Source organism: Sphingomonas sp. NPDC092440, from assembly GCF_044754985.1.
Taxonomy (GTDB): Bacteria; Pseudomonadota; Alphaproteobacteria; order Sphingomonadales; family Sphingomonadaceae; genus Sphingomonas.
In genome coordinates, this window is the sequence record NZ_JBIVQA010000026.1 from 1 (window position 1) to 25812 (window position 25812).

At 63.4% G+C, this 25812-nt stretch carries 24 protein-coding genes; 20 read left to right on the plus strand and 4 right to left on the minus strand.

All coding sequences use genetic code 11. From position 1 onward, the window contains the following. Positions 1-71: 71 nt before the first annotated feature. Complete coding sequence (locus ACIQCS_RS23470) at positions 72-1208, minus strand: helix-turn-helix domain-containing protein (RefSeq protein WP_401531927.1); 1137 nt, start codon at positions 1206-1208, stop codon at positions 72-74. 284 nt (positions 1209-1492) lie between these two features. Here ACIQCS_RS23470 and ACIQCS_RS23475 point away from each other — a divergent pair, with 284 nt between their 5' ends. The 7 genes from ACIQCS_RS23475 (at position 1493) to ACIQCS_RS23505 (ending at position 9234) form a co-directional block, all read left to right on the plus strand. After that, positions 1493-1723 carry a hypothetical protein gene (locus tag ACIQCS_RS23475; protein WP_294052755.1) on the plus strand — a complete coding sequence of 77 codons (231 nt, stop codon included), beginning with the start codon at positions 1493-1495 and terminating at the stop codon, positions 1721-1723. A 64-nt stretch (positions 1724-1787) separates the two neighbouring features. After that, positions 1788-2084 (plus strand): hypothetical protein, encoded by a 297-nt coding sequence (locus ACIQCS_RS23480; RefSeq protein WP_345848424.1) that lies wholly within the window; start codon positions 1788-1790, stop codon positions 2082-2084. Beyond that, complete coding sequence (locus tag ACIQCS_RS23485; protein ID WP_401531929.1) at positions 2048-2425, plus strand: JAB domain-containing protein; 378 nt, start codon at positions 2048-2050, stop codon at positions 2423-2425. The genes ACIQCS_RS23480 and ACIQCS_RS23485 overlap by 37 nt, the downstream gene beginning before the upstream one ends. A 337-nt stretch (positions 2426-2762) precedes the next feature. After that, a complete protein-coding gene (locus tag ACIQCS_RS23490; RefSeq protein WP_345848423.1) occupies positions 2763-3335 on the plus strand; it encodes a hypothetical protein in 573 nt (190 codons plus the stop codon). An 844-nt stretch (positions 3336-4179) separates the two neighbouring features. Then, positions 4180-6066: a hypothetical protein gene (locus ACIQCS_RS23495; RefSeq protein WP_345848422.1), complete on the plus strand. Its 1887-nt coding sequence runs from the start codon at positions 4180-4182 to the stop codon at positions 6064-6066. A gap of 29 nt (positions 6067-6095) precedes the next feature. Further along, positions 6096-8792 (plus strand): RHS repeat-associated core domain-containing protein, encoded by a 2697-nt coding sequence (locus tag ACIQCS_RS23500; protein WP_345848420.1) that lies wholly within the window; start codon positions 6096-6098, stop codon positions 8790-8792. Between the two features lies 1 nt (position 8793). Beyond that, positions 8794-9234, plus strand: a complete 441-nt coding sequence (locus ACIQCS_RS23505; protein WP_345848418.1) for a hypothetical protein — start codon at positions 8794-8796, stop codon at positions 9232-9234. Between the two features lie 72 nt (positions 9235-9306). Here the strand turns inward: ACIQCS_RS23505 and ACIQCS_RS23510 are convergent, their stop codons facing one another. Together ACIQCS_RS23510 and ACIQCS_RS23515 are read right to left on the minus strand one after the other, a co-directional pair. Continuing rightward, positions 9307-10602: a site-specific integrase gene (locus ACIQCS_RS23510; RefSeq protein ID WP_345848416.1), complete on the minus strand. Its 1296-nt coding sequence runs from the start codon at positions 10600-10602 to the stop codon at positions 9307-9309. Positions 10603-10765: 163 nt separating this feature from the next. Beyond that, positions 10766-11335, minus strand: a complete 570-nt coding sequence (locus ACIQCS_RS23515) for a DNA repair protein RadC (protein WP_345848415.1) — start codon at positions 11333-11335, stop codon at positions 10766-10768. Between the two features lie 187 nt (positions 11336-11522). Here ACIQCS_RS23515 and ACIQCS_RS23520 point away from each other — a divergent pair, with 187 nt between their 5' ends. From ACIQCS_RS23520 to ACIQCS_RS23550, 7 genes are all read left to right on the plus strand, one after another. Next, complete coding sequence (locus ACIQCS_RS23520) at positions 11523-11828, plus strand: AtpZ/AtpI family protein (protein ID WP_401531933.1); 306 nt, start codon at positions 11523-11525, stop codon at positions 11826-11828. Further along, complete coding sequence (locus ACIQCS_RS23525; protein ID WP_167301484.1) at positions 11825-12598, plus strand: F0F1 ATP synthase subunit A; 774 nt, start codon at positions 11825-11827, stop codon at positions 12596-12598. Before ACIQCS_RS23520 ends, ACIQCS_RS23525 begins: the two co-directional genes overlap by 4 nt. Before the next feature lie 63 nt (positions 12599-12661). Beyond that, positions 12662-12874 carry a F0F1 ATP synthase subunit C gene (locus ACIQCS_RS23530; protein WP_167301603.1) on the plus strand — a complete coding sequence of 71 codons (213 nt, stop codon included), beginning with the start codon at positions 12662-12664 and terminating at the stop codon, positions 12872-12874. A 22-nt stretch (positions 12875-12896) separates the two neighbouring features. Next, entirely contained in the window at positions 12897-13391 is a 495-nt protein-coding gene (locus tag ACIQCS_RS23535) for an ATPase (RefSeq protein ID WP_345848410.1), read from the plus strand. Next, complete coding sequence (locus ACIQCS_RS23540) at positions 13384-13938, plus strand: hypothetical protein (RefSeq protein ID WP_345848409.1); 555 nt, start codon at positions 13384-13386, stop codon at positions 13936-13938. Before ACIQCS_RS23535 ends, ACIQCS_RS23540 begins: the two co-directional genes overlap by 8 nt. Before the next feature lies 1 nt (position 13939). After that, a complete protein-coding gene (locus tag ACIQCS_RS23545) occupies positions 13940-15853 on the plus strand; it encodes a CHASE3 domain-containing protein (RefSeq protein WP_345848407.1) in 1914 nt (637 codons plus the stop codon). A gap of 85 nt (positions 15854-15938) precedes the next feature. Next, entirely contained in the window at positions 15939-16130 is a 192-nt protein-coding gene (locus ACIQCS_RS23550) for a hypothetical protein (protein WP_345848405.1), read from the plus strand. Between the two features lie 32 nt (positions 16131-16162). Here the strand turns inward: ACIQCS_RS23550 and ACIQCS_RS23555 are convergent, their stop codons facing one another. Continuing rightward, on the minus strand, positions 16163-16912 hold the full coding sequence (locus tag ACIQCS_RS23555) for a methyltransferase (RefSeq protein WP_345848403.1): 750 nt from the start codon (positions 16910-16912) through the stop codon (positions 16163-16165). Between the two features lie 146 nt (positions 16913-17058). Here ACIQCS_RS23555 and uvrC point away from each other — a divergent pair, with 146 nt between their 5' ends. The 6 genes from uvrC to leuB all read left to right on the plus strand — a co-directional run bounded on the left by uvrC (position 17059) and on the right by leuB (position 25706). Then, complete coding sequence (gene uvrC / locus ACIQCS_RS23560; RefSeq protein WP_345848401.1) at positions 17059-18981, plus strand: excinuclease ABC subunit UvrC; 1923 nt, start codon at positions 17059-17061, stop codon at positions 18979-18981. Between the two features lie 91 nt (positions 18982-19072). Then, entirely contained in the window at positions 19073-21862 is a 2790-nt protein-coding gene (locus tag ACIQCS_RS23565; RefSeq protein WP_345848399.1) for a DUF3857 domain-containing protein, read from the plus strand. Positions 21863-21914: 52 nt separating this feature from the next. Further along, on the plus strand, positions 21915-22871 hold the full coding sequence (locus tag ACIQCS_RS23570; RefSeq protein WP_345848397.1) for a polysaccharide deacetylase: 957 nt from the start codon (positions 21915-21917) through the stop codon (positions 22869-22871). A 5-nt stretch (positions 22872-22876) separates the two neighbouring features. After that, on the plus strand, positions 22877-23821 hold the full coding sequence (locus tag ACIQCS_RS23575) for a GNAT family N-acetyltransferase (protein ID WP_345852004.1): 945 nt from the start codon (positions 22877-22879) through the stop codon (positions 23819-23821). 52 nt (positions 23822-23873) lie between these two features. Then, positions 23874-24605: a DNA repair protein RecO gene (gene recO / locus ACIQCS_RS23580; RefSeq protein ID WP_280280922.1), complete on the plus strand. Its 732-nt coding sequence runs from the start codon at positions 23874-23876 to the stop codon at positions 24603-24605. Between the two features lie 48 nt (positions 24606-24653). Beyond that, positions 24654-25706, plus strand: coding sequence for a 3-isopropylmalate dehydrogenase (gene leuB, locus ACIQCS_RS23585; RefSeq protein ID WP_345848395.1), 1053 nt, complete (start codon positions 24654-24656; stop codon positions 25704-25706). Positions 25707-25812 lie beyond the last annotated feature (106 nt).

Here is a 25812-nt window from a genome sequence, read left to right on the forward strand (position 1 = left end):
AGGTCCATCCGCACAAGGCGCTAGGCTACCGATCACCCCGCGAGTACATCACCCAAACCCGCGAGGCCTCGTCAGGCAATTAGGGGGCAACGACAGTCATTCCGAATGCGCTGCTCGGCATAAGGGCGTGTCGCGAGCAGTAGCCGCGCCTTGTTGCGGGGGTCGGCGACGTAGTCGATCAGGAGCGGGAGACCGTCGCGATCATGAGCGTCATCGACCACCAACAGCTTTTCGCAGGTGCCAAGCGCTTCGAGGCCTTCGTGGTCTGGGTCGCTTACGGGCGACAGGAAGCGCACCAGCGTTGCCGGATGTGCCGCTGCGTAACGCTCAACGCCAGTCTTGATTAGGCGGGATTTGCCCATGCCACCCGCGCCTGAGACAATTACTACTGGCTGCTCGCCCTCCAGCCCAGCGTTCAGGGTCTCAAGGTCGCTTTCGCGACCGACAAGCTCCCAGTTATGCGTGAAGGCGCTATCATCTTGGTCGAACGGGGCGAAAAAGCGATCGGCCTTGACCCATGGACCGGGATTGTCGCGTCCGAGCAGGACGAGCCGTTGTCCCCGGAAGAAGATGTCGACAAGATTGTCCTGAAGTTCTCCCGGCAGCCCGCGAACCTTGCGGGATATGTCGTCCTGGTCCCAAACTTCCCAGCCAGCTGCCTCCATCGCATCAGCTGTGGCCGGGCTGGCGACGCGGCTAAGGGCAAGAATAGAGCGATCGACCGGACGGTCGACGCCGGCAATCGCGCGTCGGGCTTCGGCAGGACCAAAGCGCTCGACCTGCTTGCACTGAATGCCGATCGTTTCGCCGTCGCCGATGGCGAGAACGTCCCAACCGCCTTGATCGTGACCGCGACCGCCGCGCACGCGCGTGTTGCGAGTGGGGTAGAGGTAGCTCGTGAGATCCCCAATGAAGCGTTCAAACATCTCTGGTGCAAGCATGCTCAAAGGCAAGAGCGGCGCTACAGCCAGCACGGGCGCTGCGTCAGCCTGCCCGAGTTGCATGAGTCGCGATTCATCGAGTTTGAGCACATTGGCGAGGGGCGCCATCTGATCAATTGATGGCCGGTGCGTGCCCGCTTCCCACCGGCTTACCGACTGTTGTTTGAGGCCGAGCACGCGGGCGAGCGCAGCTTGGGTGAGGTTCGCTCTGGTGCGACCGTCAGTGATGAACTGGGCAAGAGCAGAGTATTTCGGTTGGGCGGCCATGACACACACCATAGCTGTATGATCAAAATATAGCAACACATATAGAGTGTGCGATCTGGCAGTGATGCCTCACGGCGAACGATGTCGCGCGATTTTTCAGCGCGATCGCTGCCGGTTTTGGGCGTCCATTTGCGTAGGGCAACGGTTCGGAACTGCGATCGGGAGGCAATCCGGGTTAGCTATACGCCTGGAGGCGGCCACCCTCAGAGTGACATTGCCGCTTTGTTTCAAGGCGATCGATGATACCTTTCCCGAACCGACGACTCGTTCGGAAAGGAGAGGACATGCGCAGGATCACTTTCGCGGTAGCGTCGATCGCATTGCTCACCGCTTCGAGCTCCGCATTCGCAGCGGGCCCGTGCAAGGATGCCAAGGGCAAGTTCATCAAATGCCCGACGCCGGCCGCCACGGCCGCCGCAAAGGCAACTACGACCGGTGGGGTGACCAAGGACAAGAACGGCAAGTGCCACGTAGCCTCCGGACCGAAGAAGGGACAATTTACCAAGTGCCCTTGATCCTATGATCTCCGGCCCCGGCCCGCACGCGGAGGCTGGGGCCGGCCATTGCTGGCTCGCTACGATGGTCCACCAGGAAGAGCTCCGGCGTGGCGAGTTCGAGCTGATTGAGCAGCTCCAGACTGAACGACAATGGCGTGCATTTCGCGAGGCTCGCGGCATGTCCCTGGCGGAAGTCGAGGTGCTCCGCCTCTCGCGTTATGCGGGGCCGCCGTGGAAGCCCTTCGAGCGGTTCGCGCACTCTCGTCGCGATGTTTTAGTTTTCTGCTCCCTTTCGGTTCCACAGGCTTTCGGATGGTTGCAGGCGATGTACAGCCTGGGCACATGGGTGTTCGGGTTCGCGACGTCGTTGATGCATTGAATGAGCTGCGCGCCCACTTCGATGGGCGGAAAACCGAGCTGCTGGTTGGCCTATTCCTGGACAGCAATTTCGAGACGTGCGGCACTTTCGCGATCGATGGCTCTCGGAGTAAAGTTTCCGCGCCGATTACTGGTCTTATCGCATCGGCCGCGGTGAGCGGCGCTACCTACCTGGTCCTCGCGCATAACCATCCGTCAGGGGATCCGACGCCAAGCCGCGCTGACAAGGAGGCAACCTTCGCGATCGCGCGTGCCTGCGACCATATTGGCGTCCGGGTCCTTGACCACCTGATCATTGCTTCTGGGGGCGTTTCTAGCATGCGGACTTTGGGGATCATATAAGGCCAGTGCCCGGAGTGCCTTTGCAGCCAAAGGAGATCCCCGCAATCCGGGAGTGCGTGGTCCGGAAGGCGGGCTGCAATGCCCGCGTCGCTGTCATATTGGCACGATAGCGCGCGTTTCCTGCGGCACGAGCAGAATCCTGCCAGTGGGGCTGCTGCCGACCGCTTGTGCAATTTGATCCAAAGTGAGGCGAACGTTCGTAGTGTGCCATAGCTTTGTAAACAACGCTCGGTAGTTGCGGCAGCGAAACAGAGTTTACCTAGTAAGCGCATGGGTATTTGGCTGCTGCCGCTTACGCGGCGGGGCAACGGGAAGGCGCTTCTTGACTGGAGATGCTATGAGCGTTCGCTTGCTAGCTTGCTTACTGGCGTTAGGCTTTGTTTTAACGGCGAGTGCGCAGGCGCAGGAAGTGACGACCTATAGCTATGATGCGCTTGGTCGGCTGACCAAGGCGCAGACATCGGGCGGGTCGAACAACGGGGTCGTTTCCTCGATCGGATTCGACGCTGCTGGCAACCGCTCCAACTATACCGTCACCACCGCATCGGCGCCTTCGAACTGTATTCTCACAGCTGCCGACGATCTCGCTGGGACGGATGAATTCTCAGTCTATCCATATCTGGTCCGCTCCGGCACCTGCGCGGGCCCCGTCGGGGTTGCTTACTCAGTACAGTATGTCCGCGGGCAGGGGTATTACGAGACCGCGTGGTCTCTAGGCTCGGGGCCGTTCGATCCAAACGACAATTCGGCATACGGAACGCACCGCTATGTACGAATAACGCCGTACTCGGGAGTGCCGGCGGGGAATCCGTTGGTCCTCAAGATTGTCTGGACCATTACCTCAGGTTCCGCGACCCTGCAGCGCAATTCCACCATCGTAACGATCTATAACGCCGACTGCTACTGCTGATCGGGGCTGCCGATGCCGCAAGATTTCTCGTCTCATGGCCCTGGAAGCGGTCTTTTCGAAGGCGAGCCAGGGGGGAGTAGGATGAACCAGAAACTCGGAAATTCGTGTCGGCACGCGTTGCAGGCTGTCTTATTGGCGAGTGCAGCTGCCCAGGTCACCGCGCGCTGCCGATCCTCTGTACCGCAGTGATGCCGTGATCGCGGTGCCGATGGAAAGAACGGAAACGGCGGGTTTACTAAAAATTCTTTTGAAGCTCCTTGATTCGCTCGATATTCCTGTCCATCGGAGATAGCTACCCGGGGGTCAGTTGACCGGGTTATCGCTCGGAAGGGCCAGCCACTGAGGGGGGACTGTTGCTTCGTTTACTCGCGGGCGTGAGCCCATTGGTGATCGCCTTTTTCTCGGCTTCGGCACATGCTCAGGAGTCGATCTCCTATCAGTATGATTCCTTGGGCCGATTGACGGGATCTTCGGTAAGCGGAGGTCCTAACAACGCAAAAGCGATCGCGATCTGCTTCGATGCGGCAGGCAACCGAACGCAATATTTTGCTGGCACAGTCGGAATGGGACCGGGGTGTGCGCCGGCGCTGCTGACACCACCCCCCATGCCAGTCTCCACTCCCACTCCCCCCAATTCACATCCTGTCGCTGTTGCAGGTCCTTTGAATGCGATGTCACAATAGGCACTGTAATGGCGACCGTAACTGGCGCAGAAAACTATACGACCTGAGGGATGGGAATTAAATAGCCCATGTCGAATGCCGATCTCTCCGACAATTTCTTGCATTCGTCGAATAGTTAAGCTGCGCGGTTACTCTTTGAAAACCCTGACTGCGAGAACAACATGATCACGAATAATCACTCTGATCGCGCTTGTCGGCGTATGAAAAGTATTCTTCTTGTGGGCGCACTGCTCGCCCCCCTGGAATCTTACGCGCAGTATGCGAAGAGTGATGCGCTGATTCCCCCTGAATTTCAAATGGTCGATGAGAACGGGGTTAATCTCTCTTCTGGAGTATTTAGCCTTCCGACGAAAGTTGTTTCTATCGGAGACAATAACGGCGGGGTAGCGTATAATCTTGATGCGAAGGGCGGATACTATTTCATAAATAATCTTAATATGAATGACAATTGGTCGATGTTTTTGGTGACCGGGGTGTCCTGCAATCGCACAGGCCCGGCAGACAATACTTGCATATCCGTTGACCTTTCTAGTCATTCTTCGACGTTCAAGATTAACGGGTCCGTATACAAGAGGTACTACGGCTGCTGCACTTTGCCAGAGGATTCGGACAGGCTTACTTTCAGCCAAGGCTATACTTATACTAGCAAGGATGGGATTAAATATACTTTTGGGGTCGGTGATATCCCCTATAACGCGGCAAGCAACGTGCTGCATGCGAGCTTCTACTCGGCTGGGCGAGTATATCTAGTAGATAAAATTGAGTACCCTAGCGGGGATTTAATTAGAATATTCTACAAGAAATACGGAAACTACGTAAGGAAGCAGGCGGTCGTATCAAGTCGCGGTTACATGCTAAAATATGTGTATTCATCTCCGATTGAGTCGGTTGCGAATGGATCTAATTTTAGCGCCATAAACCCTGCTCAGGTAGTAGCCGTTAATACCGCAGTTGATTACTGTGATCCCAATGCTGATACCTGTACCTTCAGCAAATCCTGGCCTACCGCTTCGTTTGCTGTAAACATGTCCACAAGAGAGCTGGCCATTACGCTCCCGTCGGGGCGCGTGCGTAAGATCGCTACGGACGCTAACATGTTGCCCGTGCGAGCATATTCCCAGTTCGGCGACGTGAGTATTCAGTATACAAACTCCATGCCGTATTCTTCCGCTGCATCCTATACTTCCCCGATAAATACGGTGAAGTCCATAAATTCCAATGGAAATATTTGGCAGTACAGCCTTACTTCTGTTCAGGGCGGCCAAACATTACTGCGGACAAATTCAATGACGATGACGAACCCGCAATCGATCACCTCCGGCATGGATACATACTTCTATAACAACTATACGAGTTATACCCTGCGGCCGGCTGGAAAGTCACAGTCGAGAGTGTATCAATACAATTACGCAAATTATAAAGGTAGCATGACAGACTTTGGCTATCAGGTGTATTTGTATTCCAATAATACGCGAGGAGATGTGACGCAGACTCAAATCTCTCCGAGGGTGGGCACTGGTCTAGATCCAATTAACACTTACGCAGATTTCGATGCCACTTGCACATATACGGCAAAATGTAACAAGCCAAACTGGACCCGCGACGAGAATGGGGGGCAGACGGATTATGTGTATGATAATCAGACCGGCCTACCGACCAAGATAAGCTTTCCTGCCGATGTCAATGGCATACGCCCAGTCAAGCGCCTCACTTATACGCCACGATATGCTTGGGTTCGTGCGGCTGGAGGCGGGTACGTACGTGCCGAAGCGCCGATATGGCTGCTGACGGCGGAGAAGACATGCCGAACCACGACCACGTCTGGCGACGGCTGTGGCGGTGGGGCCGCGGATGAAACCGTGATCACGTTTGACTACGGGCCCGATTCCGGGGCGGTAGGCAATAATTTGCTTCCCATTGGGAGAGTGGTGACAGCCCAGGACGCTGACGGCGTCATTCGCAGCTATCGAATCTGCGCTGATTTTGACTCGATCGGCAATCGCACCTCGGAAACCGGCCCTCGCGCTGGTCTCTCATCATGTTTCTGACCTTTACCACAATCGCAGAGAGGCGTCGGGTGGGACAGTTTTTCAGATTTTGCGCCGGAATCCTGGCATTTGCCGTAGGCGCGCCTGCGGCTCTCGCGCAGACTGCGCCGTCTGATCTGACGTGGGCGACGCGATATGACCAGGATCGCCGGATCACGGGCACGATTTCAGCGGATCCGGACGGAGGTGGGCCGCTGCCCCGACAAGCTGTCCGAAATAGCTACGATGAAGATGGGCGCCTGACGCGCGTGGAAAACGGCGCGCTCTCGTCCTGGGAGTCCGCTGATGTCGCGCCGGCGAACTGGACGCACTTCACGGTCTTTAACCAAGTCGACACGGAATATGATGCCTCAGGTCGCAAGCTGAAGGAAATCGCCAGCGCCGGTGGGACGATTTATCGCGTTACTCAATTCAGTTACGATTCTCTGAATCGGCTGGAATGCACAGCGACGAGGATGAATCCTGCCACCTTTGGCAATCTGCCTGCTAGCGCCTGCGTTCTCGGCCCACAGGGCAACCAAGGACCAGACCGTATCACTAAGAACGTGTACGACACGGCCGGTCGCGTTGCGCAAGTACGGAAGGCGCTTGGCACCAATCTCGAGCAGGCGGCGGTAACTTACAGCTACACAGCAAGTGACAAGCAAGAGTTCATCATCGATGCCGACGGTAACAGGGCCCAAATGGTCTATGATGGCTTCGAGCGCCTGATCCAGTGGCAGTTTCCTTCCCCGACGGCGCCGACTGGCTTTAATTCTTCGACCCAAGCCGATGCATTGGCAACCGCAGGGGCGGTCAACCCTAACGACCGCGAAGAATATAGCTACGATCCTAGCGGTAACCGTACAAGGGCGCGCAAGCGTGATGGGCGCCAGTTCACGTTTACCTTTGACGCACTGAAGCGCATGACATCCAAGATCGTCCCGGACGCATGTGTCGCGGGCTATGCCTGTACGAATGTGCCAGCGTCGATGACGCGGGACGTATATTATAGCTATGACTTGGGTGGCTTGCAGACATCCGCGCGGTTCGACGGAACAACTGGCAGCGATGCAGTCCTGAGCAGCTTCGACGGCTTCGGTCGCCTTCAATCCACCACGACAACTCTCGGAGGGGCGGGCCGAACGCTCAACTTTCAGTACGATGCGAGTGGGAACCGCACGAGGGTTACGTATCCTGACGGAAATTTTGCTGGATATCAATACGATGGCCTTGACCGGCTGAGCACGGCGGGCGTGAATGCGTCGTCGGGCCTTCTCGCAAACACCTATGACGATGCCGGTCACTTGGCTCATCGCGGGTCCGGCAGTTGGTCCCACTATTACTACGATGGGATCGATCGACTCCTCACCCAGAGCGAGGCTTTGACCGGCGGAACTGGGAGCGTCGATACGAACTTCGGGTATAATTCGGCAAGTCAGATCGTCAGTCTGGCAAGGTCGAATGATGCCTATGCATTTTCAGACTATAAGGCCACTAATCTCAGCTACGTTCCGAACGGCCTTAATCAATATGCCAGCGTAGGCGGCAATAGTTACGGCTATGATTCAAACGGCAACCTTACTTCCGATGGTGGTATTGCTTATACCTACGATGCGGAAAATCGTCTGGTCGTGGCGTCGACTGGGGTTACTCTCACTTATGATCCGCTGGGCAGGTTATTTTCAACCACTGCTGGAAATAATACCACGCAGTTCCTGTACGATGGCGATCAACTCGTAGCAGAATTCGACACCGCTGGTTCGATGCTGAAGCGCTACATCCACGGACCCGGCAACGACGACCCCCTCGCCTGGTTCGACGGGGCAGCTCTGGGCGGGAGTTGGGCAAATGCGCATCTTCCCAAGCCGGACCACCAGAACTCGATTGTTCTCTGGACGGACTGGAACGGCAATCTCAGCCAAATTAACAGCTACGATGAGTATGGTGTGCCCGGACGCACCAACCAGGGACGATTCCAGTATACGGGGCAAGCATGGATTCCTGAGCTCGGAATGTACTATTACAAGGCTCGATTTTACTCGCCGATGCTCGGGCGGTTCATGCAAGTCGATCCGATTGGCTATAAGGACCAGTTCAATCTCTACGGTTACGTTGGCAATGACCCCATAAACTTAGGCGACCCGACTGGGACGAGCTGCAATCCGTTCCTGAACTCGGAATGTAAGCAGGTCGGGATGGGGCAGAATGCCGAAGGCACTGTTGTCTACCTCAAGACTGTCGACAAAGAGGGGCGCATTCTGCGCATTGACAGCTATGCCTCTGGCAAGGCGAACGATGAGTCTTGGCTCTTGGACTTGGGGGGAGGCGTGCTGGCGGCCGGTAAGTCGCTCATCCAGCGCGGTGCAAGCGCCCTGATCGGCGCCGCGATCAGGGGTGGTTCTCGCGAGGCGGTTGCAGCCGGAGGAGACGTGGCTGTCTACTATTCGAAGACGACGGCAGGGCAGGTCCAGTATGTTGGCATTACCAACAACATGGCAGCTCGTGCGGCTGCTCACTGGCGTGAAAAATCAATCACCATCGTGCGAATTCCTGGTATCCCGCTCCTGACCCGCGCAAACGCCAAGGCCGTCGAGCAGGTGCTAATCGAGGCGCACGGGCGCCAGGCAATCGGAGGCACGCTGATGAATAAGATCAATTCCATCGCTGCAACGAATCCCGTATACGCTGAATCCCTGACTAGGGGCATGGAGATACTTATGAAGGCGGGTTATCCGGGGTTCTGAGATGAGTAAGAAAATCGGTGAAGTCTACGCTCTGCGCGTTGCTAAGGGCTTTGCAGTATTGCAAGTAACTCACGTTAATAGCCAGTATGGCGAAATGGTGAGAGCGTTCGATTTAGTTTTGGCAGATTATAAAGACTTTGAATGCGGAGCTATTGAGACATCTAAGGTTGCGTTCACTACCTTCTTTCCCGCAAGCGCAGCCCTCAGGAAAGGCATCGTAGCAAAGCTCGGGAAATGCCCGATTAGAGCGGACTTGGTAGATTTCCCTACCTTCAAGAATGCCATGTACCATCCGGTCACAGGGCAGCCGGCCATATGGTGGCTTTGGGATGGGGTGGACTATCGTAAGTATGCCGCGTCAGACGGTGACCTAAGTGCCTATCCTGACGAAGGGGTAATGAACGATACGGCTCTGATCGAGAATCTCGACAAGCGATTGTGAGGATGTTGCACTAGAAGTCGCTGCGGGCTTCCAGGCTAGGGCTAGGACTCGATCAAGGCTTTGCTTTTATCGTCATCCCCGTTTTTGCGGGGATGACGCGGCTGCTGACTGGTGCTTAGCTTTGGCTGTGCCGGCCCGCTTTAGGCCTTTCTTCGCGAACATCGCGCGGACGAATTTGTCCCATTTTGCCATGGCGGCGCGTTTCTCGGGCATATAGGTCCAACGGTCGTAGTGCTTCGAACTGACGTCCTGCAAGGCGTGGTTCTGGAGGCGATCGCGAATTTCCTTCGATGCGCCCGCCTTTCCGGCGAGTGTTTTGAAGGTCCGGCGTAGGTCGCGATTCGTCACGTAGGGAATTACGCCACGCTGACGTTGGCGCCACATGAAACAATAGAGGGTGGAGTGCCTGACGGGCTTCGACGGGTCCTTGGCCGAAGGGAAGAACCAACCGTATTCGTTGACGTTGATGGATGAGATAAGCTCTGCGGCCAGGCTCGGCACCGGAATCGCGTGGGGTTGCTGGTTCTTGGTCTTAGACCAATCGATGATCTTTTCCTTCGCGTCCCATTGGTCGATATGGAGGCTCGCAATCTCCTCGACACGCTGTCCGGTCAGCATGAGGAGACGGACAGCACGGGTGTACGGCGGATGGACCGGCGAATCCGGACATTCCAACCAGCGATAGAGTTGGACGAATTCGTCCTCGTCGAGCCAGCGCGTGCCCTGGACCTTGGGTTCTGTCGGAATGCCCGCAGCGGGATTGAAGGGAATGCGGAATCGCCGAGCGGATTGCTGCCGATAGTCGTTGTCGGATTTAATGCCCCAATTGAAGGCGGCGTGGAGATAGCTGCGAACGTGGTCCGCCATCGAGCGCGTCCCGCGCTCGTAGATTGGTCGGAGCAGCTCAATGATCTCTTCGGCTTCGATCTCCCGCGCAAGACGGCCGCGGCCGAGCGTGTCCGCGATTTTGTTGAGGCCTTTTTCCGTCTCCTTCCAAGATGGTTTTCCGGCGTCTTTGAGCGAGGCGACATAGCCTTGGAAAAGGTCGGCAACGGTGCCGGGGCGAGTGTCGGTCGCAATCTTGATGCTGCGGCCCTTTTGGATGACATTGGAAAAATCGCGCTTGTAGATCTCGCGAGCCTGCGCAAGCGGCATCGACGGATAGGCGCCGATCTTCTTTTTGGTGCGTTTGCCGTCCCGCCACTGTTGGGCCATCCAATCGGCAGTGACGCGTTTCGGCATAGGCTTGAGGACTAGAACGAGCCGGCCTGTACCGCGCCCGTCGCCGTCGGCCAGGTTCTCTTGCTTGCGACTGAGTTCGACGCGCTTCAGCGCACGTCGGATTTCCGTATCGGTCAGGCTCGGCATTGCGTTTTCTCCTGTCCAGGAACTGGGATCGGTCGAGGAGAAACGGGGGTCGCTTACTGGGGGCGGAAACGCGTTGTCATCCCTTAAACCGCCCCCAGTTTGCCAAAACCGCCCCCACTACGCAATGCAGGAAAATCGTGTTTTTACTAGTGGTTCAAAGGTGTTAGGCGTGTCTCAGCGTTGCTGAAAATCGGATAGAGGGATGGTTGTGGACGAGGATCAGTGCGGCGGACTTGAGCTCGAGCGCCCGGGCGATCACCTCGCGCACATAGACCGCGGCCTCGTCGATCGTGCCTTCGCTCATCAGTTCGTCGCGGATCAGCATGTTCTTGGAATTGAGGTGGAGGACGCGGAAGCGCTCGATCGCGTGATGCGCCATGTCGGCACGCAGATAGTCGAGCAGCGCCTGCCAGTTGGCGAGCACCGGGCGTTCGGCGACTTCGGCGCGCAGCAGGCGGAGCGCCGCGGCATGGGCGGTCTTCAGGGCGGCGACGCTGGTCTCGCCCATGCCCTTCACCCGGGCCAGCGCTTCGGCGTCGGCGGTCAGAAGTCCGGCGATGCCGCCGAATTCGTGGAGCAATGCCCTGGCCAGCGGCTTGGTATCCTGCCGGGGAATCGCCAGCGCGAGCAGATATTCGACGAGTTCGTGATCGAGCAAAGCGTCCGGCCCGCCCTCGAACAGGCGGCGGCGCAGGCGCGCGCGGTGGCCGCTATTGTCGGCGGGGTCGGGCATGCGTGATTTGTTCCTGCAAACGCGCCGTTATTCAAGGCGAGGATTTCGCCGATTTGGCGGCGAGTCCGGGCCTGGAGTTGACTCGGTCCGCCAGCGTTCCTAAAGCGCCCGAGCAACGCGGCTGAAAGGCCGGCGATGCTCCAATGTCGCCGGCGCTGTCGGCGGCTTTTTTCATATCTGGAACGCCTTGACCGCCTTGACCCAAGACCGTGCTCCGAGCGACCTGGACCGCCGCATCGCCGATGCGAAAGCGGCCGAGGCTGCGCGAACCGGATCGGCGGTTCCCAAGGCGCCTGCCGATGCCAAGGGCTACAAGCAGGGTTCGCGCGTGCTGATGGACCTGATCGGCATGCCGCTGGGCGGTGGCGTTCTGGGCTATGCGCTCGACAGCTGGCTGCACACGCTTCCGTGGTTCCTGCTCGGCTTCGTCGCGCTGTCTTTCGTGGCGGCTTTCCGCAGCATCTACAAGATTTCGAAGGAGCGGGCAGAGTGAGCGCCGGCGCAATCAATCCGATGGAGCAGTTCGAGGTCGGCAAGCTGATCAAGTTCGATCTGCTGGGCTACGACCTCTCGTTCACCAATTCCGCGCTGTTCATGTTCGTCGTGGCGGCGCTGCTGTTCGTGTTCATGCTGGGCGGCATGAAGCGCGCGCTGATCCCGGGCAAGTGGCAGCTGATGGCCGAGGGCGCGGTGGGCTTCATCGATTCGATGGTGAACACCAGCATCGGCAAGGGCGGCAAGAAGTTCGCCCCCTACATCTTCTCGCTCTTCTTCTTCATCCTGTTCGCCAACCTGGTGGGCATCCTGCCGCTGGCGGTGGTGCCGGGGCTGCACACCTTCGCGGTGACCAGCCACATCACCGTGACCGCGGTGCTGGCCTTCTTCTCGTTTGCCATCGTGCTCGCGGTCGGCTTCTGGAAGCACGGCCTGAAGTTCTTCGGCCTGTTCGTGCCGCATGGCGCGCCGCTGTGGCTGATGCCGGTGATCATCCCGGTCGAGTTCATCTCGTTCATGGTGCGTCCGTTCTCGCTGGGCCTGCGACTGTTCGTCGCGATGACCGCGGGGCACATCCTGCTCGAAGTGTTCGGCAGCTTCGCCGTGCAGGGCCTCAACGCGGGCGGCATCGGCTATGGCGTATGGTTCGCCTCGATGCTGATGATCATCGGCGTGAGCGCGCTCGAGCTGCTGGTCTGCGCGATCCAGGCCTATGTGTTCGCGCTGCTGACCTCGCTTTATCTCCACGACGCGGTGCACCTGCACTAAGTCGCGCTGTTCGTTTGGTTTATTGGATTACGTAGGGAGCTTGAAATGACTGACGTTGGTGCAATGTACATCGGTGCCGGCCTTGCGGCGATCGGCATCGGCCTGGCCGCGCTCGGCGTGGGCAACGTGTTCGGTTCGTTCCTCGAGGGCGCGCTGCGCAACCCGGGTGCCGCGGACGGCCAGCAGGGCCGCCTGTTCATCGGCTTCGCCGGTGCCGAGCTTCTGGGCCTGATCGCGTTCGTCGTCGCGATCCTGATCCTCTTCGTCGTCCGCTAACTGGTAGTCTCGAGGACAGCCAATGCCGCAGCTATCCCAAATCCCTGAGATCTACGCGTCGCAGCTCTTCTGGCTCGCGATCGTGTTTGCGCTCATCTATTTCGGGATCGGCAAGGCGATGGTTCCGAAGATCGAGCGTACGGTCGAGGACCGCAACGCCCGCATCGCCGGGGACCTCGCCGCGGCCGAGGCTGCCCGAGACGCGGCCCAGGCGTCGGATGCCGCTTACGAGTCCGGGCTGGAAGCGGCCCGGACCACGGCGCTCGCGACGCTGAGCCAGGCCAAGGACAAGGCGACCGCCAAGGCCGAGGCCGAAGTGAAGAAGGGCGATGCCGCGTCCGAGGCGAAGATCGCCGAGGCCACCGTGCGCATCGAAGCGACCAAGACCGAGGCGCTGGGCGAGATCGAGGCCGAGACGGTGGACGCCGTCCAGGCGATCGTCACCAAGCTCTCGGGCGTGACGGCCGACCGCGTGTCGGTCACCAAGCAAGTGAAGGCGGCGCTGGCCAATGGCTGAACAACCCCATGGCTTGAAGGCGGAGACCGGCACCGTGGAACTGCATCATGAGCCGGCTGCGTTCGGCGTGATCACCGCGCCGATGTTCGTCGCCATCGCGATGCTCGTCGTCCTCGGCATCGTGCTGTGGAAGCGCGTGCCGGCGATGATCGGCAAGATGCTCGACGCCAAGATCGATTCGATCCGCAGGCAGCTCGACGAAGCGAGCGCGCTCCGGGCCGAGGCGGAGGCCGAGCTGGCCAAGGCCAAGGCGCGCAACGCCGCCAGCGAGGCGGATGCCGCCGCGATCGTCGCCCATGCCGAGGCCGAGGCCAAGGCGCTGCTGAAGAAGGCCGAGGCGGACGCGAAGGAACTGACCAAGCGGCGCGCCAAGATGGCCGAGGACAAGATCGCTGCTGCCGAGCGCGCCGCGATCGCCGAGGTTCGCGCCAGGGCCGCCGATGCCGCCGCCGCGGCGGCAGGCGCGATCATCGCCGAGAAGCATGGCGCCGAAGCCGACAAGCAGCTCGTCGACCAGACGATCGCCGGACTCGGCCGCCTGAACTGATGTGAACGCGGGGCTGGCTTCCGGTTCGGCCCCCAATTCCGGCGCGGATGGCAACACCGTCCGCGCCCGCCTCGATCCGGGGCTGATCGCGCTCCTCATCTCCTTTGCTTTGCTCGCCGCGGCGCTGGTCGGGGCGCTCTTCCTCGTTCGCGGGCAGCTACAGGCGCAGCATTGGGTCTCGCACACGCTCGAAGTCGAGGAGCAGCTGAGCAGCGTGCTCTCCGGCGTGCAGCAGGCGGAGACCGGCCAGCGCGGCTATCTGATCACGCGCGACCCCGCCTATCTGGAGCCGTTCACCAGCGGCGGGCACGGCCTGCACCGGGAGCTTGCGGAGCTGCGCGCGCTGGTTTCGGACAGTCCGGAGCAAAGCGTCCGCGCAGTGACGCTGCAGCGGCTGATCGAAGCGCGGCTCGACCGCCTTACCGATTTCGTCGAGATGATCCGTCGCGGCGACACGGCCGGCGTCGCCGCGGGGGTGAAGTCCGGGGTCGGACTCGGCCAGATGCGCCGCATCCGCACGCTGGTTGAGGAAATGCGGAGCCATGAGGCGGGGCTGTTCGCGGTGCGCAGCCGCGACGCGTCCTGGCAGGCGGCGTTGCTCACCCTATGGCTCGCAGTGACGGCGATCGGCGTGGCGGTCGTCGCCTTTTTCGTCACCCGCTCGGCGATGCGGCGGGCGCATGCCGCGGCATGGGCACGCGACGCGGCCGAAGCGGCGCATGCCCGGCTGCTGGCCGAGAGCGAGCAGCGCGAGATGGCGGAAGCGCAGCTGCGCCAGCTCGGCAAGATGGAGACGATCGGCCAGCTTACCGGCGGCATCGCGCATGATTTCAACAACATGCTGGCGATCGTGATCGGCTCGCTCGACATGGCCAGGCGCCGCATCGGCAAGGATCCCGTCAAGGCGGCCCAGTCGATCGACAGCGCGCTCCAGGGCGCCGAGCGCGCGGCGCAGCTCACTTCGCGCCTGCTCGCCTTTGCGCGCCGCCAGCCGCTGGCGCCGGCCGCGCTCGACGCGAACCGGCTGGTGGCGGGCATGTCCGAGCTGCTCCGCCGCACCATCGGCGAGACGATTCGCTTCGAGACGGTGCTGGCGGGCGGGCTGTGGCCGGCCTTTATCGACGCGGGGCAGCTGGAGAACGCGCTGGTCAACCTGTGCGTCAACGCGCGTGACGCGATGCCCGAGGGGGGCCGGCTGACGATCGAGACGGCCAACACCTATCTCGACGACGCCTATTCAGCGAGCCATGCCGAAGTGACGCCCGGCCAATATGTGATGGTGTCGGTGACCGATACCGGCACGGGCATGAGCGCCGAGGTGATCGAGCGCGCCTTCGATCCCTTCTTCTCCACCAAGGAAGTGGGCAAGGGCACCGGGCTCGGGCTCAGCCAGGTCTATGGCTTCGTCAAGCAGTCGGGCGGGCATGTGAAGGTCTATTCCGAGCTCGGCGTCGGCACGACGGTGAAGCTCTACATTCCCCGCCATTTCGGCGAGGAGGACCGGCGCACGGTGCCCGCACCGGAGGCCGAGCTGCCGCGCGGCCAGGGCGAGATCGTCCTGGTGGTGGAGGACGAGGAGCAGGTGCGGATCATGTCGGTCGATGCCCTGCGCGAGCTCGGCTATGTCGTGATCCACGCCTCGGGCCCGGTCCAGGCGCTGACGATGCTCGGCGAGCATCCGGGCATCGACCTGTTGTTCACCGATATCGTGATGCCGGACATGACCGGTCGCACGCTCGCCGAGCGGATGCGCGAGCAGCTGCCGCACCTGCCGGTGCTCTACACCACCGGCTATACGCGCAACGCGATCGTCCATAACGGGATGCTCGACCATGACGTCGACTTCCTCGCCAAGCCGTTCAGTATCGCCCAGCTCGCCGCGAAGGTGCGGCAGGTGCTCGACGGCGGCAAGTGACGTGCGGGCCGGTGGGCTCGACGGGCGCGGGCCTGGCGCATGGCCAGCCGTTGCCGGTGGTGCGCGCGGCCCCTAGGATGGCGGCATGACCACCCAACGCTGGCTCCAGCTCGCGACCGCGCTCACGGCGCTGCTGCTCGTCGTCATGATCGCGGTGGCGTGGCGCAGTGCCGTGGAGGAGCAGCGGCGCGCGGACGATGTCGGCGGGCGCGCCCAGGCCGCGATGGAGCGCATCGAGGCCCGGGCGAACGCACTGGAGAACGCGGCCGGCCGCTGATCCTCGCGCCTCCCCGGGAGGGAGGGCCCGGTTCAGGCCGCCGGCTTGCGGAACTTGTAGATGAACTGGTCGGTCTTGCCGCGGATTTCCGGCGTGAAGACGTTCGCCGTGTGCGGATCGTTCGGATTGCGCAGCAGCGGCAGCTCGCCCTCGAACTTGAAGCCGGCCGATTCGATCTCGGCGCGCGCGGCGGCGGGATCGATGCGGTGGAGCGTCTGCGGCACGGCGAACTCGGGATCGGCGTTGGCGACATGGTCGATCACCAGCAGCACGCCGCCGGGCTTGAGCGCATCATAGAGCTTCTTCGCGATTCCCCGGGCGGCTCCCGGCGGCGCGGCCTTGAGGTGGAGATCGTGCCAGTTCTGCACCGTCACGATCGCATCGAGCGGTTCGGCGAAGGCGAAGCTCTTGAGGCTGTCGCTCAGCGGAACGACGTTGGCGCGCCCTTCGGTGGCGGCCTTCTGCTCATCGGCATAGGCGGCGCGGAACTGGATGAACTCGGCGGGCTGATAGGCATAGACCTTGCCCTTCGGCCCCACCGTCGGCGCGAGGATGCGCGTCCAATAGCCGCCGCCCATGATGAAGTCGGCCACCTTCTGGCCCGGCGCGATGCCGGCAAAGGCGAGGATCTCGCCCGGGTGCCGGGCGGCGTCGCGGTCCTTCTCGGCCTGGGGCCGGCCCGCATCGCCCAAGGCGGCGGTTATGGGCGCGGGGACGGTCTGGGCATGGGCGGCGAGTGGCATGGCCAGCGCGAGCAGCGCGGCGGACAGGACGAGCTTCATGGAACGACTCTCCCAAATATGTGGGTGGAGCATCGCACATCCTCGTGACGGTTCAAGGCGCGCTTTCGCGGCCATCGCGCCTTTCGCGGGGATGGCGACAAGGGGAGTGGCGATTGCCCGTCGCACCCCCTAAATCCGGTGCGACGATGTCCGATCCAAACTCGCCCAACCGCTTCAACGAAGAGGCTGCCACCTTCGCCGTGCGCGGCGCTGACGCCCCCGATCTGGAAGCCGGCGTGGCGGCGATCCGCAACGTGCTGAAGACGCTGCCGGCGCGGCCCGGTGTCTATCGCATGCAGGATGCGCGGGGCGACGTGCTGTACGTGGGCAAGGCGCGGGCGCTGAAGAACCGGGTGACCAACTATACCCAGGTGATGCGGCTCTCGAAGCGGCTCCAGCGGATGGTGGCGCAGACGCGATCGATGACGATCGTCACCACCAACAACGAGGCCGAGGCGCTGCTGCTCGAGGCGCAGCTGATCAAGCGCTTCCGCCCGCCCTACAATGTGCTGCTGCGCGACGACAAATCGTTCCCGTTCATCCTGCTCCGGCGCGACCACGATTTCCCGCGCATCCAGCTCCATCGCGGCGCGCGCAAGGTGAAGGGCGATTACTTCGGGCCGTTCGCGGGCGCGGGCCAGGTGCGCAAGACGCTCAACGCACTCCAGAAGCTGTTCCTGCTCCGGAGCTGCACCGACGGCTTCTTCAACACGCGCGACCGGCCGTGCCTGCTCTACCAGATCCGCCGCTGCTCGGCACCGTGCGTCGATCGCATCACGCCCGAGGCCTATGAGGAACTGGTCGACGACGCGCGCGCCTTCCTGATGGGCAAGAAGACCCAGGTGCAGGCGAAGCTCGGCGCGCAGATGCAGGCGGCGGCGGAGAGCCTGGATTTCGAGCTGGCGGCGATCCTGCGCGACCGGCTGAAGGCGCTCACCTTCATCCAGGGCAGCCAGGCGATCAACGCCGAGGGCGTGGGCGATGCCGATATCTTCGCGCTGGCCTGCAAGGGCGGGGTGATGGGGATCCAGGCCTTCTTCATCCGCGGCGGGCAGAATTGGGGGCATCGCAGCTTCTTTCCCGCGCATACCAACGAGGTGTCGGAGGACGAAGTGCTCTCGGCCTTCCTGATGCAGTTCTACGAGGAAGTGCCGCCGCCCCGGACGATCTTCGTCGATCGCGACCTGGAGGAAGCGGCGCTGCTGGCCGAGGCGCTGCGGGAACGGGCCGGGCACAAGGTGGCGCTGGGCGTGCCGCAGCGCGGGCCGCGCCGGCGGCTGCTGGAGCAGGCGACGCGCAACGCGGTGGAAGCGCTCGACCGGCGGCTGGCCGAGGGCACGACCCAGGCCAGGCTGCTCGCCGAGATCGCCGACATCTTCGAGCTGCCCGAGAGCCCCGAGCGGATCGAAGTGTACGACAACAGCCATATCCAGGGCACCAACGCGCTGGGCGCGATGGTCGTCGCGGGGCCCGAGGGCTTCCAGAAGAACCAGTATCGCAAGTTCAACATCAAGCGTGCCGAGACCGTGCCCGGCGACGATTACGGGATGATGCGCGAAGTCCTCACCCGTCGCTTCGCCCGGGCGCAGGACGAGGACCCGGACCGGCAGGGCGGGAGCTGGCCCGACCTGGTGCTGCTCGACGGCGGGCGCGGGCAGCTGAATGCCGCCAGGGCGGTGCTCGAGGATCTGGGCATCGAGGACGTCTGCATGGTCGGCGTCGCCAAGGGGCCGCATCACGGGCGCGAGGGGCGCGAGGTGTTCCACCTGATGGACGGGCGCGAGCTGATGCTGCCGGTCAATTCGCCGGTGCTCTTCTATCTCCAGCGGCTGCGCGACGAGGTCCATCGCTTTGCGATCGGTGCCCACCGGCAGAAACGGGCCAAGGCGATCGGGGCGAGCCCGCTCGACGAAGTTCCCGGGATCGGCCCGGCGCGCAAGAAAGCGCTGCTGATGCATTTCGGCACGGCGCGGGCGGTGCGCGCCGCGAGCCTGGAGGACCTGCAGAAGGCGCCGGGCGTGAGCGCTGGCGTCGCGCAACAGATCTATGATTATTTCCATGCGCGATAAGGCATCAAAACTGCACAGATAATTCACCGGCATGGCTTGCCGGGGCGCCGGAGCGAGCGTTAGATTTCCACCAAATTCCGGGGGGATCCTCTTGCGTATCGTTCTGTCGTCCTTCGCGCTCGCCCTGCTGGCGGGCACTGCCCATGCCGGTGACCAGCCGCTGTACAAGCCTGCGCCCGACTGGGTGCAGCCCGCGCCGGCGATCGACATCAAGGCGGTGACCGCCGACGATCCCATGGTGCTCCGCATCGACCAGCAGCAGCGGCTGCAGGGGGACGAGGTGTGGGCCTATTCCGACATGATGCTCCACATCGCCTCGCCGGAGATCCTTACCCAGGCGGGCACGGTGCAATTCCCCTGGGAGCCGACCAACGGCGACCTGATCGTCCATAGCGTGGAGATCCTGCGCGGCGGCGAGACGATCGACCTGCTCAAGGCCGGGCAGAAATTCACCGTCCTGCGCCGCGAGCAGATGCTCGAGCGCGCCCAGATGAACGGGCTGCTTACCGCGACGATGGCGGTGGAAGGGCTGCGCGTGGGCGATGTGCTGCGTGTCGTGGTCTCGACCGTGCGGCGGGATCCCGCGCTGGGCGGGCGGCTGCAGACCATGGCGCCGCTGATCGCCGCGCCGTCGCCGGTGAAATATGGCCATCTTCGGGTGATCTGGCCCGAAGGCATGAAGGTGAACTTCAAGGCGCAATATCTGCCCGACACTTTCGTGCCGATCAAGAATGGCGCGTTCCGCGAGATCGGCGTGCTGATGCCGTTCCCCGAGCCGACCGCGATGCCGAGCGATGCGCCGCTGCGCTTCCGCCCGCTGCCGCTGTTCGAAGCGACGACCTTCGCGAACTGGGAGGAAGTCTCGCGGACCATGGCGCCGCTCTACAAGACCGACGGCGCGATCGCGCCGGATGGTCCGCTTGCCGCCGAAGTTGCCAAGATCGCCGCGGCCTCCAGCGATCCGCGGACCCGCGCCGCAATGGCGCTGCAGCTGGTGCAGGAGCAGGTGCGCTACCTCTATCGCGGCATGGACGGCGGCAATTACGTGCCCCAGACCCCGGCGCAGACCTGGACGCTGCGTTATGGCGACTGCAAGGCCAAGACAGTGCTGCTCATCGCGATGCTGCGTGCGCTGGGGATCGAGGCGGAGCCGGCGCTGGTCAATTCCACGCTGGGCGACAACGTGTCGAACCGCATGCCGGCGCCGGCGGCCTTCGACCATGTGATCGTGCGGGCCACGATCGGCGGGCAGGTGCTTTGGCTCGACGGTACGGCGCTGGGCAGCCGCCAGGCCGATCTCGATGATGTGCCGCCCTTCCGCAACGCGCTGCCGCTGCGCGCGGCGGGGGCGGGGCTGGAGAAGATGCCGCTGCGCGCCAATGCCCGGCCCGATGCCTCGGTTGACGTCGAGCTGGACGGGCGAGCCGGCGTCAACCTGCCGGCGCCCTTCACGCTGCGTGCCGAGTTGCGCGGGCAGAACGCGATGCTGCTGCGCTTCTCCGCGCAGATGGGCAAGGAAAAGGCCATGGAGATGGCCGATGCCGTGGTCGGCCAATATGTCTCGGGCGCGCAGGTGAGCGAGCGCAATGTGCGCTATGACGAGGCGAGCGGGGCGACGATCCTCACCGCCTCGGGCATTTCCTCGCCCGGTTGGTCGAAGGAGGATGGCCGCTATCGTCTCGACCTCGACACTGCCGTGAACAGCGTCGAGTTCGCGCCCGATCGCAGCAAGTCCGAATGGGCGGCGATCCCGGTGAGCGGCGGCGATCCGGGCAGCACGCGCACCCGTACCCGCATCCGCCTGCCCGGCGGCGGTGCCGGCTTCGCGCTGGAGGGCGACCAGACGCTGCCGGCCAGCCTGGCCGGGGCGGCGCTGAGCCGCAGCGTGCAGCTCGCCGGTGAATGGGTCACCGTCGAGGACCGCGCGACCACCGGCGTGCGCGAGATTGCGCCCGGCGATATCCCGGCGGTGCGCGCGCAGGTCGATGCGGCCAAGCTGCGGCTGCTCAAGCTCGACGCGCCCAAGGATACCCCGCCTTACTGGAAGGCCGTGGCCCCGGCCCGCGCGGCGAAGCTGCTCGACCCGGTGCTGGCGGTCTATGCCAAGCGCATTGCCGACAAGCCGAACGAAGTGGAGGGCTATACGGCCCGCGCGGCGTTCCTCGAGAGGGTCTATGACCGCAAGGCGGCACTCGCCGATATCGACCGGGTGATCGCGCTGGTGCCGAGCGCAGACAATTATCTGTGGCGCGCGCGGGTGCGCATCGCGCTGGGCGACGACGTCAAGGCGCTGGAGGACATCAAGAAGGCGCGGGAACTCGAGCCCGGTTCGGCCGGGGCGCTGGACAGCTATGCCCGGCTGCGCGCCGATCATGGCGGCGCGGACGAGGCACTGAGCCTGGTCGCCGAGCGGATGAAGACCGCCGGCAAGGACAAGAACGACCTGGTGATGCTGCAGTCGAGCCTGCTCGGCGATGCCGGCAAGCTGGCCGAGGCCGTGACGGTGATGGATACGGCGATCAAGGCGACGCCGGGCAATCCCTCGCTGCTCAACCAGCGCTGCTGGATCAAGGGCACGCTGAACGTCGCGCTCGACACCGCGCTGAAGGACTGCACCAAGGCGATCGAGCTGAGCGATTCCTCGGCGGCGATCCTGGACAGCCGCGGGCTGGTCTATTTCCGGCTGGGGCGGATGGACGATGCGCTCGCCGATTTCGACGCGGCGCTCGATCAGGCACCGGACATGGCCGCGAGCCTGTTCATGCGCGGAGTGATCAAGGCGAAGGCCGGAGCGTCCGGTGCGGCCGACGACCTTGCCGCCGCCCGCATGATCTCGCCGCGCATCGACGAGGATTATGCCCGGTACGGGATCAAGCCCTGATCCTCGGCCGGGCATTCGGCATTTCTTCATGCCCGTGCGATAATCGGGCGCCATGGCTACCCGGGTCTTCATCACGATCGACACCGAGATCATGTGGCGGCACCATGTCGCCGGGCTCGATGTCGACACGATCGTCCAGCGCTCGCTGGAGCCCGCCAATGTGGGCGTCGCCTGGCAGCTGGCGCAGCTGGCGAAGCATGGGCTGAAGGCCATCTTCTTCGTCGATCCGATGCCGGCGCTCGTCTATGGCCTCGATCCGATCAAGCGCGTGGTCGGCGCGATCCTGGAAGCGGGGCAGGAGGTGCAGCTGCACCTGCATCCCAACTGGACCGGCGCCCATGCCGGCGACAAGGGCACGACCTATGGCGCGTTCGAACTGATCGACTACAGCTTCGACGAGCAGGTCGAGCTGCTGGCGGGGGCGTCCGACATGCTGGTGGCCTGCGGTGCGGCCGAACCGATCGCCTTTCGCTCGGGCAGCTATTCGGCGAGCGACGACACGCTGGGCGCGCTGGCCCAGCTCGGCTTCGAATATGACAGCAGCCACAACGGCTCCGAGCATCCCTGGCCGAGCGCGATCAACCTGGCGCCGCGCCAGATCGCCCCGATCGCGCATCGCGGGATCATCGAGGTGCCGGTGACGCTGATCGAGGATCGTGCCGGGCATCTGCGCCATTTCCAGATCTGCGCGCTGTCGGCGGGCGAGATGCGCGCCGCGCTCGACCATGCCGTGGTCCGCAGCCATGCGGCGGTGACGATCGTCAGCCATGGCTTCGAGCTTGCAAATCGCGCCGGGACGCGGCCTAACGCCGTGCACGTACGTCGCTTCGAAGCGCTGTGCCGCATGCTGGCCAGCCGCCGGGGGGTTCTGGTGACCGAACATTTCGCCGACAGGCCGAGGATGGCGCTCGGGCAGGAAGATGCGCCGCTCGGGCCGAGCCTGCTCCGCACGCGCTGGCGCCAGGCCGAGCAGCTCTGGTCGAACCTGGTCGAGGAGCGCGCCGCGTGAACGCAATGAGCGACGTCGCCGCCGAGGCCCCCCAGGCCAGGCCCACCCAGCTCAAGTTCGAGATCGGCGCGCGCACGCTGATGGCGATCCAGCGCTATCTGGTGCGCATTCCGCTGACGCTGGATGCGGCGCGGGCCGACCGTCTGCCGGGGCTGGCCCCCTTGCCGCGCGAGGCGCATGGCTATGTCGTCACCTCGCTGCCCGAGCATCTGGTGCCGGCGCTGGTCAGGGCGTCGGGCGACATGCTGCCCTTCATCCGGCAGCGCTATACCCGCCATTTCGCCGATTTCGGGATAGGCTTCGATGCCTGGTGGAACGGACTCTCGTCCAATGCGCGCCAGGGCATCAAGCGCAAGGCCAGGAAGATCGCGGCGGAGAGCGGCGGGGAGCTCGACGTGCGCGCCTTTCGCGGGCCGGACGAGCTGGAGGCGTTCCACGACGTCGCGCGGCGGATCTCGCTGCGGACCTATCAGGAGCGGCTGCTCGGCTCCGGCCTGCCCGACAGCCCCGAGTTCATCGCGACGATGCTGGCGCAGGGCGCCGCGGACCAGGTGCGTGCCTGGCTGCTCTACATCGCGGGCGAGCCGGCTGCCTTTCTCTATTGTCCGGTGATCGAGGGTGGCGTGGTGGTCTATGCCCATGTCGGCCATGATCCGGCGTTCAACGACCTCTCGCCCGGCGCGGTGCTCCAATTGGAGGCGATGCGGGACCTGTTCGAGGAAGGGAAGTTCGCCCGCTTCGACTTCACCGAGGGCGAGGGCCAGCACAAGCGCCAGTTCGCCACCGGCGGCGTGGCGTGCGTCGACCTGTTCCTGCTGCGCCCGTCGCTGGCCAATCGGGTGACGATGGCGGCGCTCGGCGGGTTCGACCGCGGCGTGGCAGGAGTGAAGGCGCTGGTGAAGCGGGCCGGGCTGGAGAAGCTCGCGAAGAAGGTGCGGCGGGGGGCGTAACCCAATTCCCCCTCCCCGAGACAAGCCCGGGGAGGAATTATATAGCAGCGCCATGCACCTGCGCGCCGAAGCCATCATCCTCTCCGTTCGCGCGCATGGCGAGCATGGCGCGATCGTGCGGGCGTTCACCGAGCAGGAGGGCGTGCAGCCCGGCTATGTCCGCGGCGGCCATGGGCGGGCGCTGCGGCCGGTGCTCCAGCCGGCGAACCTGGTGCAGGGCGAGTGGCGCTCGCGCACCGAGGATGCGCTGGCCGGGTTGACGGTGGAGCTGCTCCACAGCCGCGCCGCGATGTTCTCCGAAGCCCTGCCCGCCGCCGCCTTCCAATGGGCGACCGCACTTTCCGCCTTCGCGCTGCCCGAAGGCCTGCCCTATCCGCGGCTCTATAGTGCGCTCGACGGCGTGCTTGCCGCGATCGAGGCGGCGCCGGCGGCGCGGGGCTGGGCGGTGGCGATGGTCCGCTACGAGCTGCTGCTGCTCGCGGAACTCGGCTTCGGGCTCGACCTCGAGCATTGCGCCGCCACCGGCCGCAACGACGAGCTTGCCTATGTCAGCCCCAGGAGCGGCATCGCGGTGAGCCGGATCGGGGCGGAAGGCTATGAGGACCGGCTGCTGCGGCTGCCGCGCTTCCTGGTCGAGGGCGGGGAGGCCGGCTGGGGCGATATCCTGGACGGATTCAGGCTCACCGGCCATTTCCTGGAACGCGACCTGCTGATCGGAAAGGGCGCCGAACTGCTCGCGGCGCGGGCCCGGCTGGTCGATCGGCTGAAGCGCGCTGTTGCGTGACGGCCACAAGGGCGGCAAAGCAGGCGGCGACGACGTGGGGAGCATGAATTGCCACTGATAGCTGTTCTGCCCGGTGACGGGATCGGGCCGGAAGTTACGCGCGAGGCGCGCCGGGTTCTGGAGGCGCTGGCGCTGGGTCTCGACTTCGAGGAGGCGCCCGTCGGCGGCGCGGCCTATCTGGTGACGGGACGCCCGCTGCCGCAGGAGACGCTCGACCTCGCCAAGAAGGCCGATGCCGTGCTGTTCGGCGCGATCGGCGATCCGCGCTTCGAGGCACTGGAGCGGCGGCTGCGCCCCGAGGCGGCGCTGCTCGGCCTGCGCCGCGAGCTGCAGCTCTTCGCGAACATCCGCCCGGCAACGCTGTTCCCGGCGCTGGCCGATGCCTCGCCGCTCAAGCCCGATGTGGTGGCGGGGCTCGACCTGGTCATCGTCCGCGAGCTGGTGGGCGACGTCTATTTCGGCGAGAAGGGCCGGCGGCACACCGCCGAGGGCCTGCGCCAGGGCTTCGACATCATGAGCTACAACGAAGTCGAGGTGGAGCGCATCGCCCGGGTCGGCTTCGAGATGGCCAGGCGCCGCCGGAAGAAGCTCTGCTCGGTCGACAAGGCGAACGTGCTCGAGACGTCGCAGCTCTGGCGCGATGTCGTGAACGAGCTGGCGACCGAATATCCCGAGGTCCAGCTCACGCACATGTATGTCGACAATGCCGCGATGCAGCTGGTGCGCGCGCCGGCGGCGTTCGACGTGATCGTCACCGGCAATCTCTTCGGCGACATTCTTTCCGACCAGGCGAGCATGTGCGCCGGCTCGATCGGCATGCTGCCCTCGGCCTCGCTGCGCGCCTGGAGCGGCGACAACGGCATGTACGAGCCGATCCACGGCTCGGCGCCGGACATTGCGGGCACCGGCAAGGCGAATCCCTGCGCGGCGATCCTGTCGGCGGCGATGCTGCTGCGCCATTCGCTCGGCAATGAGGAAGCGGCGCTGAAAGTGGAGGCCGCCGTCGCGGCGGCGCTCGCCGGCGGTGCGCGGACGGCCGATCTCGGCGGATCGCTGTCGACCACCGAGATGGGCGACGCGGTGCTCAAGGAAATCGCGTGATCCCCGACCAGCTCGAGCTCGCGGTGGTGATCCCGACGTTCAACGAGCGCGCGAACGTGCCGTTGCTGATCGAGAAGCTGGCTGCGGCGCTGAAGGGGCGGAACTG

Excerpts from the sequence above, each read along its gene's own strand:
- ACIQCS_RS23470 (WP_401531927.1), bottom strand. The coding sequence starts at position 1,208 with ATGGCCGCCCAACCGAAATACTCTGCTCTTGCCCAGTTCATCACTGAC.
- ACIQCS_RS23475 (WP_294052755.1), top strand. The coding sequence starts at position 1,493 with ATGCGCAGGATCACTTTCGCGGTAGCGTCGATCGCATTGCTCACCGCT.
- ACIQCS_RS23480 (WP_345848424.1), top strand. The coding sequence starts at position 1,788 with ATGGTCCACCAGGAAGAGCTCCGGCGTGGCGAGTTCGAGCTGATTGAG.
- ACIQCS_RS23485 (WP_401531929.1), top strand. The coding sequence starts at position 2,048 with ATGGGTGTTCGGGTTCGCGACGTCGTTGATGCATTGAATGAGCTGCGC.
- ACIQCS_RS23490 (WP_345848423.1), top strand. The coding sequence starts at position 2,763 with ATGAGCGTTCGCTTGCTAGCTTGCTTACTGGCGTTAGGCTTTGTTTTA.
- ACIQCS_RS23495 (WP_345848422.1), top strand. The coding sequence starts at position 4,180 with ATGATCACGAATAATCACTCTGATCGCGCTTGTCGGCGTATGAAAAGT.
- ACIQCS_RS23505 (WP_345848418.1), top strand. The coding sequence starts at position 8,794 with ATGAGTAAGAAAATCGGTGAAGTCTACGCTCTGCGCGTTGCTAAGGGC.
- ACIQCS_RS23510 (WP_345848416.1), bottom strand. The coding sequence starts at position 10,602 with ATGCCGAGCCTGACCGATACGGAAATCCGACGTGCGCTGAAGCGCGTC.
- ACIQCS_RS23515 (WP_345848415.1), bottom strand. The coding sequence starts at position 11,335 with ATGCCCGACCCCGCCGACAATAGCGGCCACCGCGCGCGCCTGCGCCGC.
- ACIQCS_RS23530 (WP_167301603.1), top strand. The coding sequence starts at position 12,662 with ATGTACATCGGTGCCGGCCTTGCGGCGATCGGCATCGGCCTGGCCGCG.
- ACIQCS_RS23535 (WP_345848410.1), top strand. The coding sequence starts at position 12,897 with ATGCCGCAGCTATCCCAAATCCCTGAGATCTACGCGTCGCAGCTCTTC.
- ACIQCS_RS23540 (WP_345848409.1), top strand. The coding sequence starts at position 13,384 with ATGGCTGAACAACCCCATGGCTTGAAGGCGGAGACCGGCACCGTGGAA.
- ACIQCS_RS23550 (WP_345848405.1), top strand. The coding sequence starts at position 15,939 with ATGACCACCCAACGCTGGCTCCAGCTCGCGACCGCGCTCACGGCGCTG.
- ACIQCS_RS23555 (WP_345848403.1), bottom strand. The coding sequence starts at position 16,912 with ATGAAGCTCGTCCTGTCCGCCGCGCTGCTCGCGCTGGCCATGCCACTC.
- uvrC (WP_345848401.1), top strand. The coding sequence starts at position 17,059 with ATGTCCGATCCAAACTCGCCCAACCGCTTCAACGAAGAGGCTGCCACC.
- ACIQCS_RS23570 (WP_345848397.1), top strand. The coding sequence starts at position 21,915 with ATGGCTACCCGGGTCTTCATCACGATCGACACCGAGATCATGTGGCGG.
- ACIQCS_RS23575 (WP_345852004.1), top strand. The coding sequence starts at position 22,877 with ATGAGCGACGTCGCCGCCGAGGCCCCCCAGGCCAGGCCCACCCAGCTC.
- recO (WP_280280922.1), top strand. The coding sequence starts at position 23,874 with ATGCACCTGCGCGCCGAAGCCATCATCCTCTCCGTTCGCGCGCATGGC.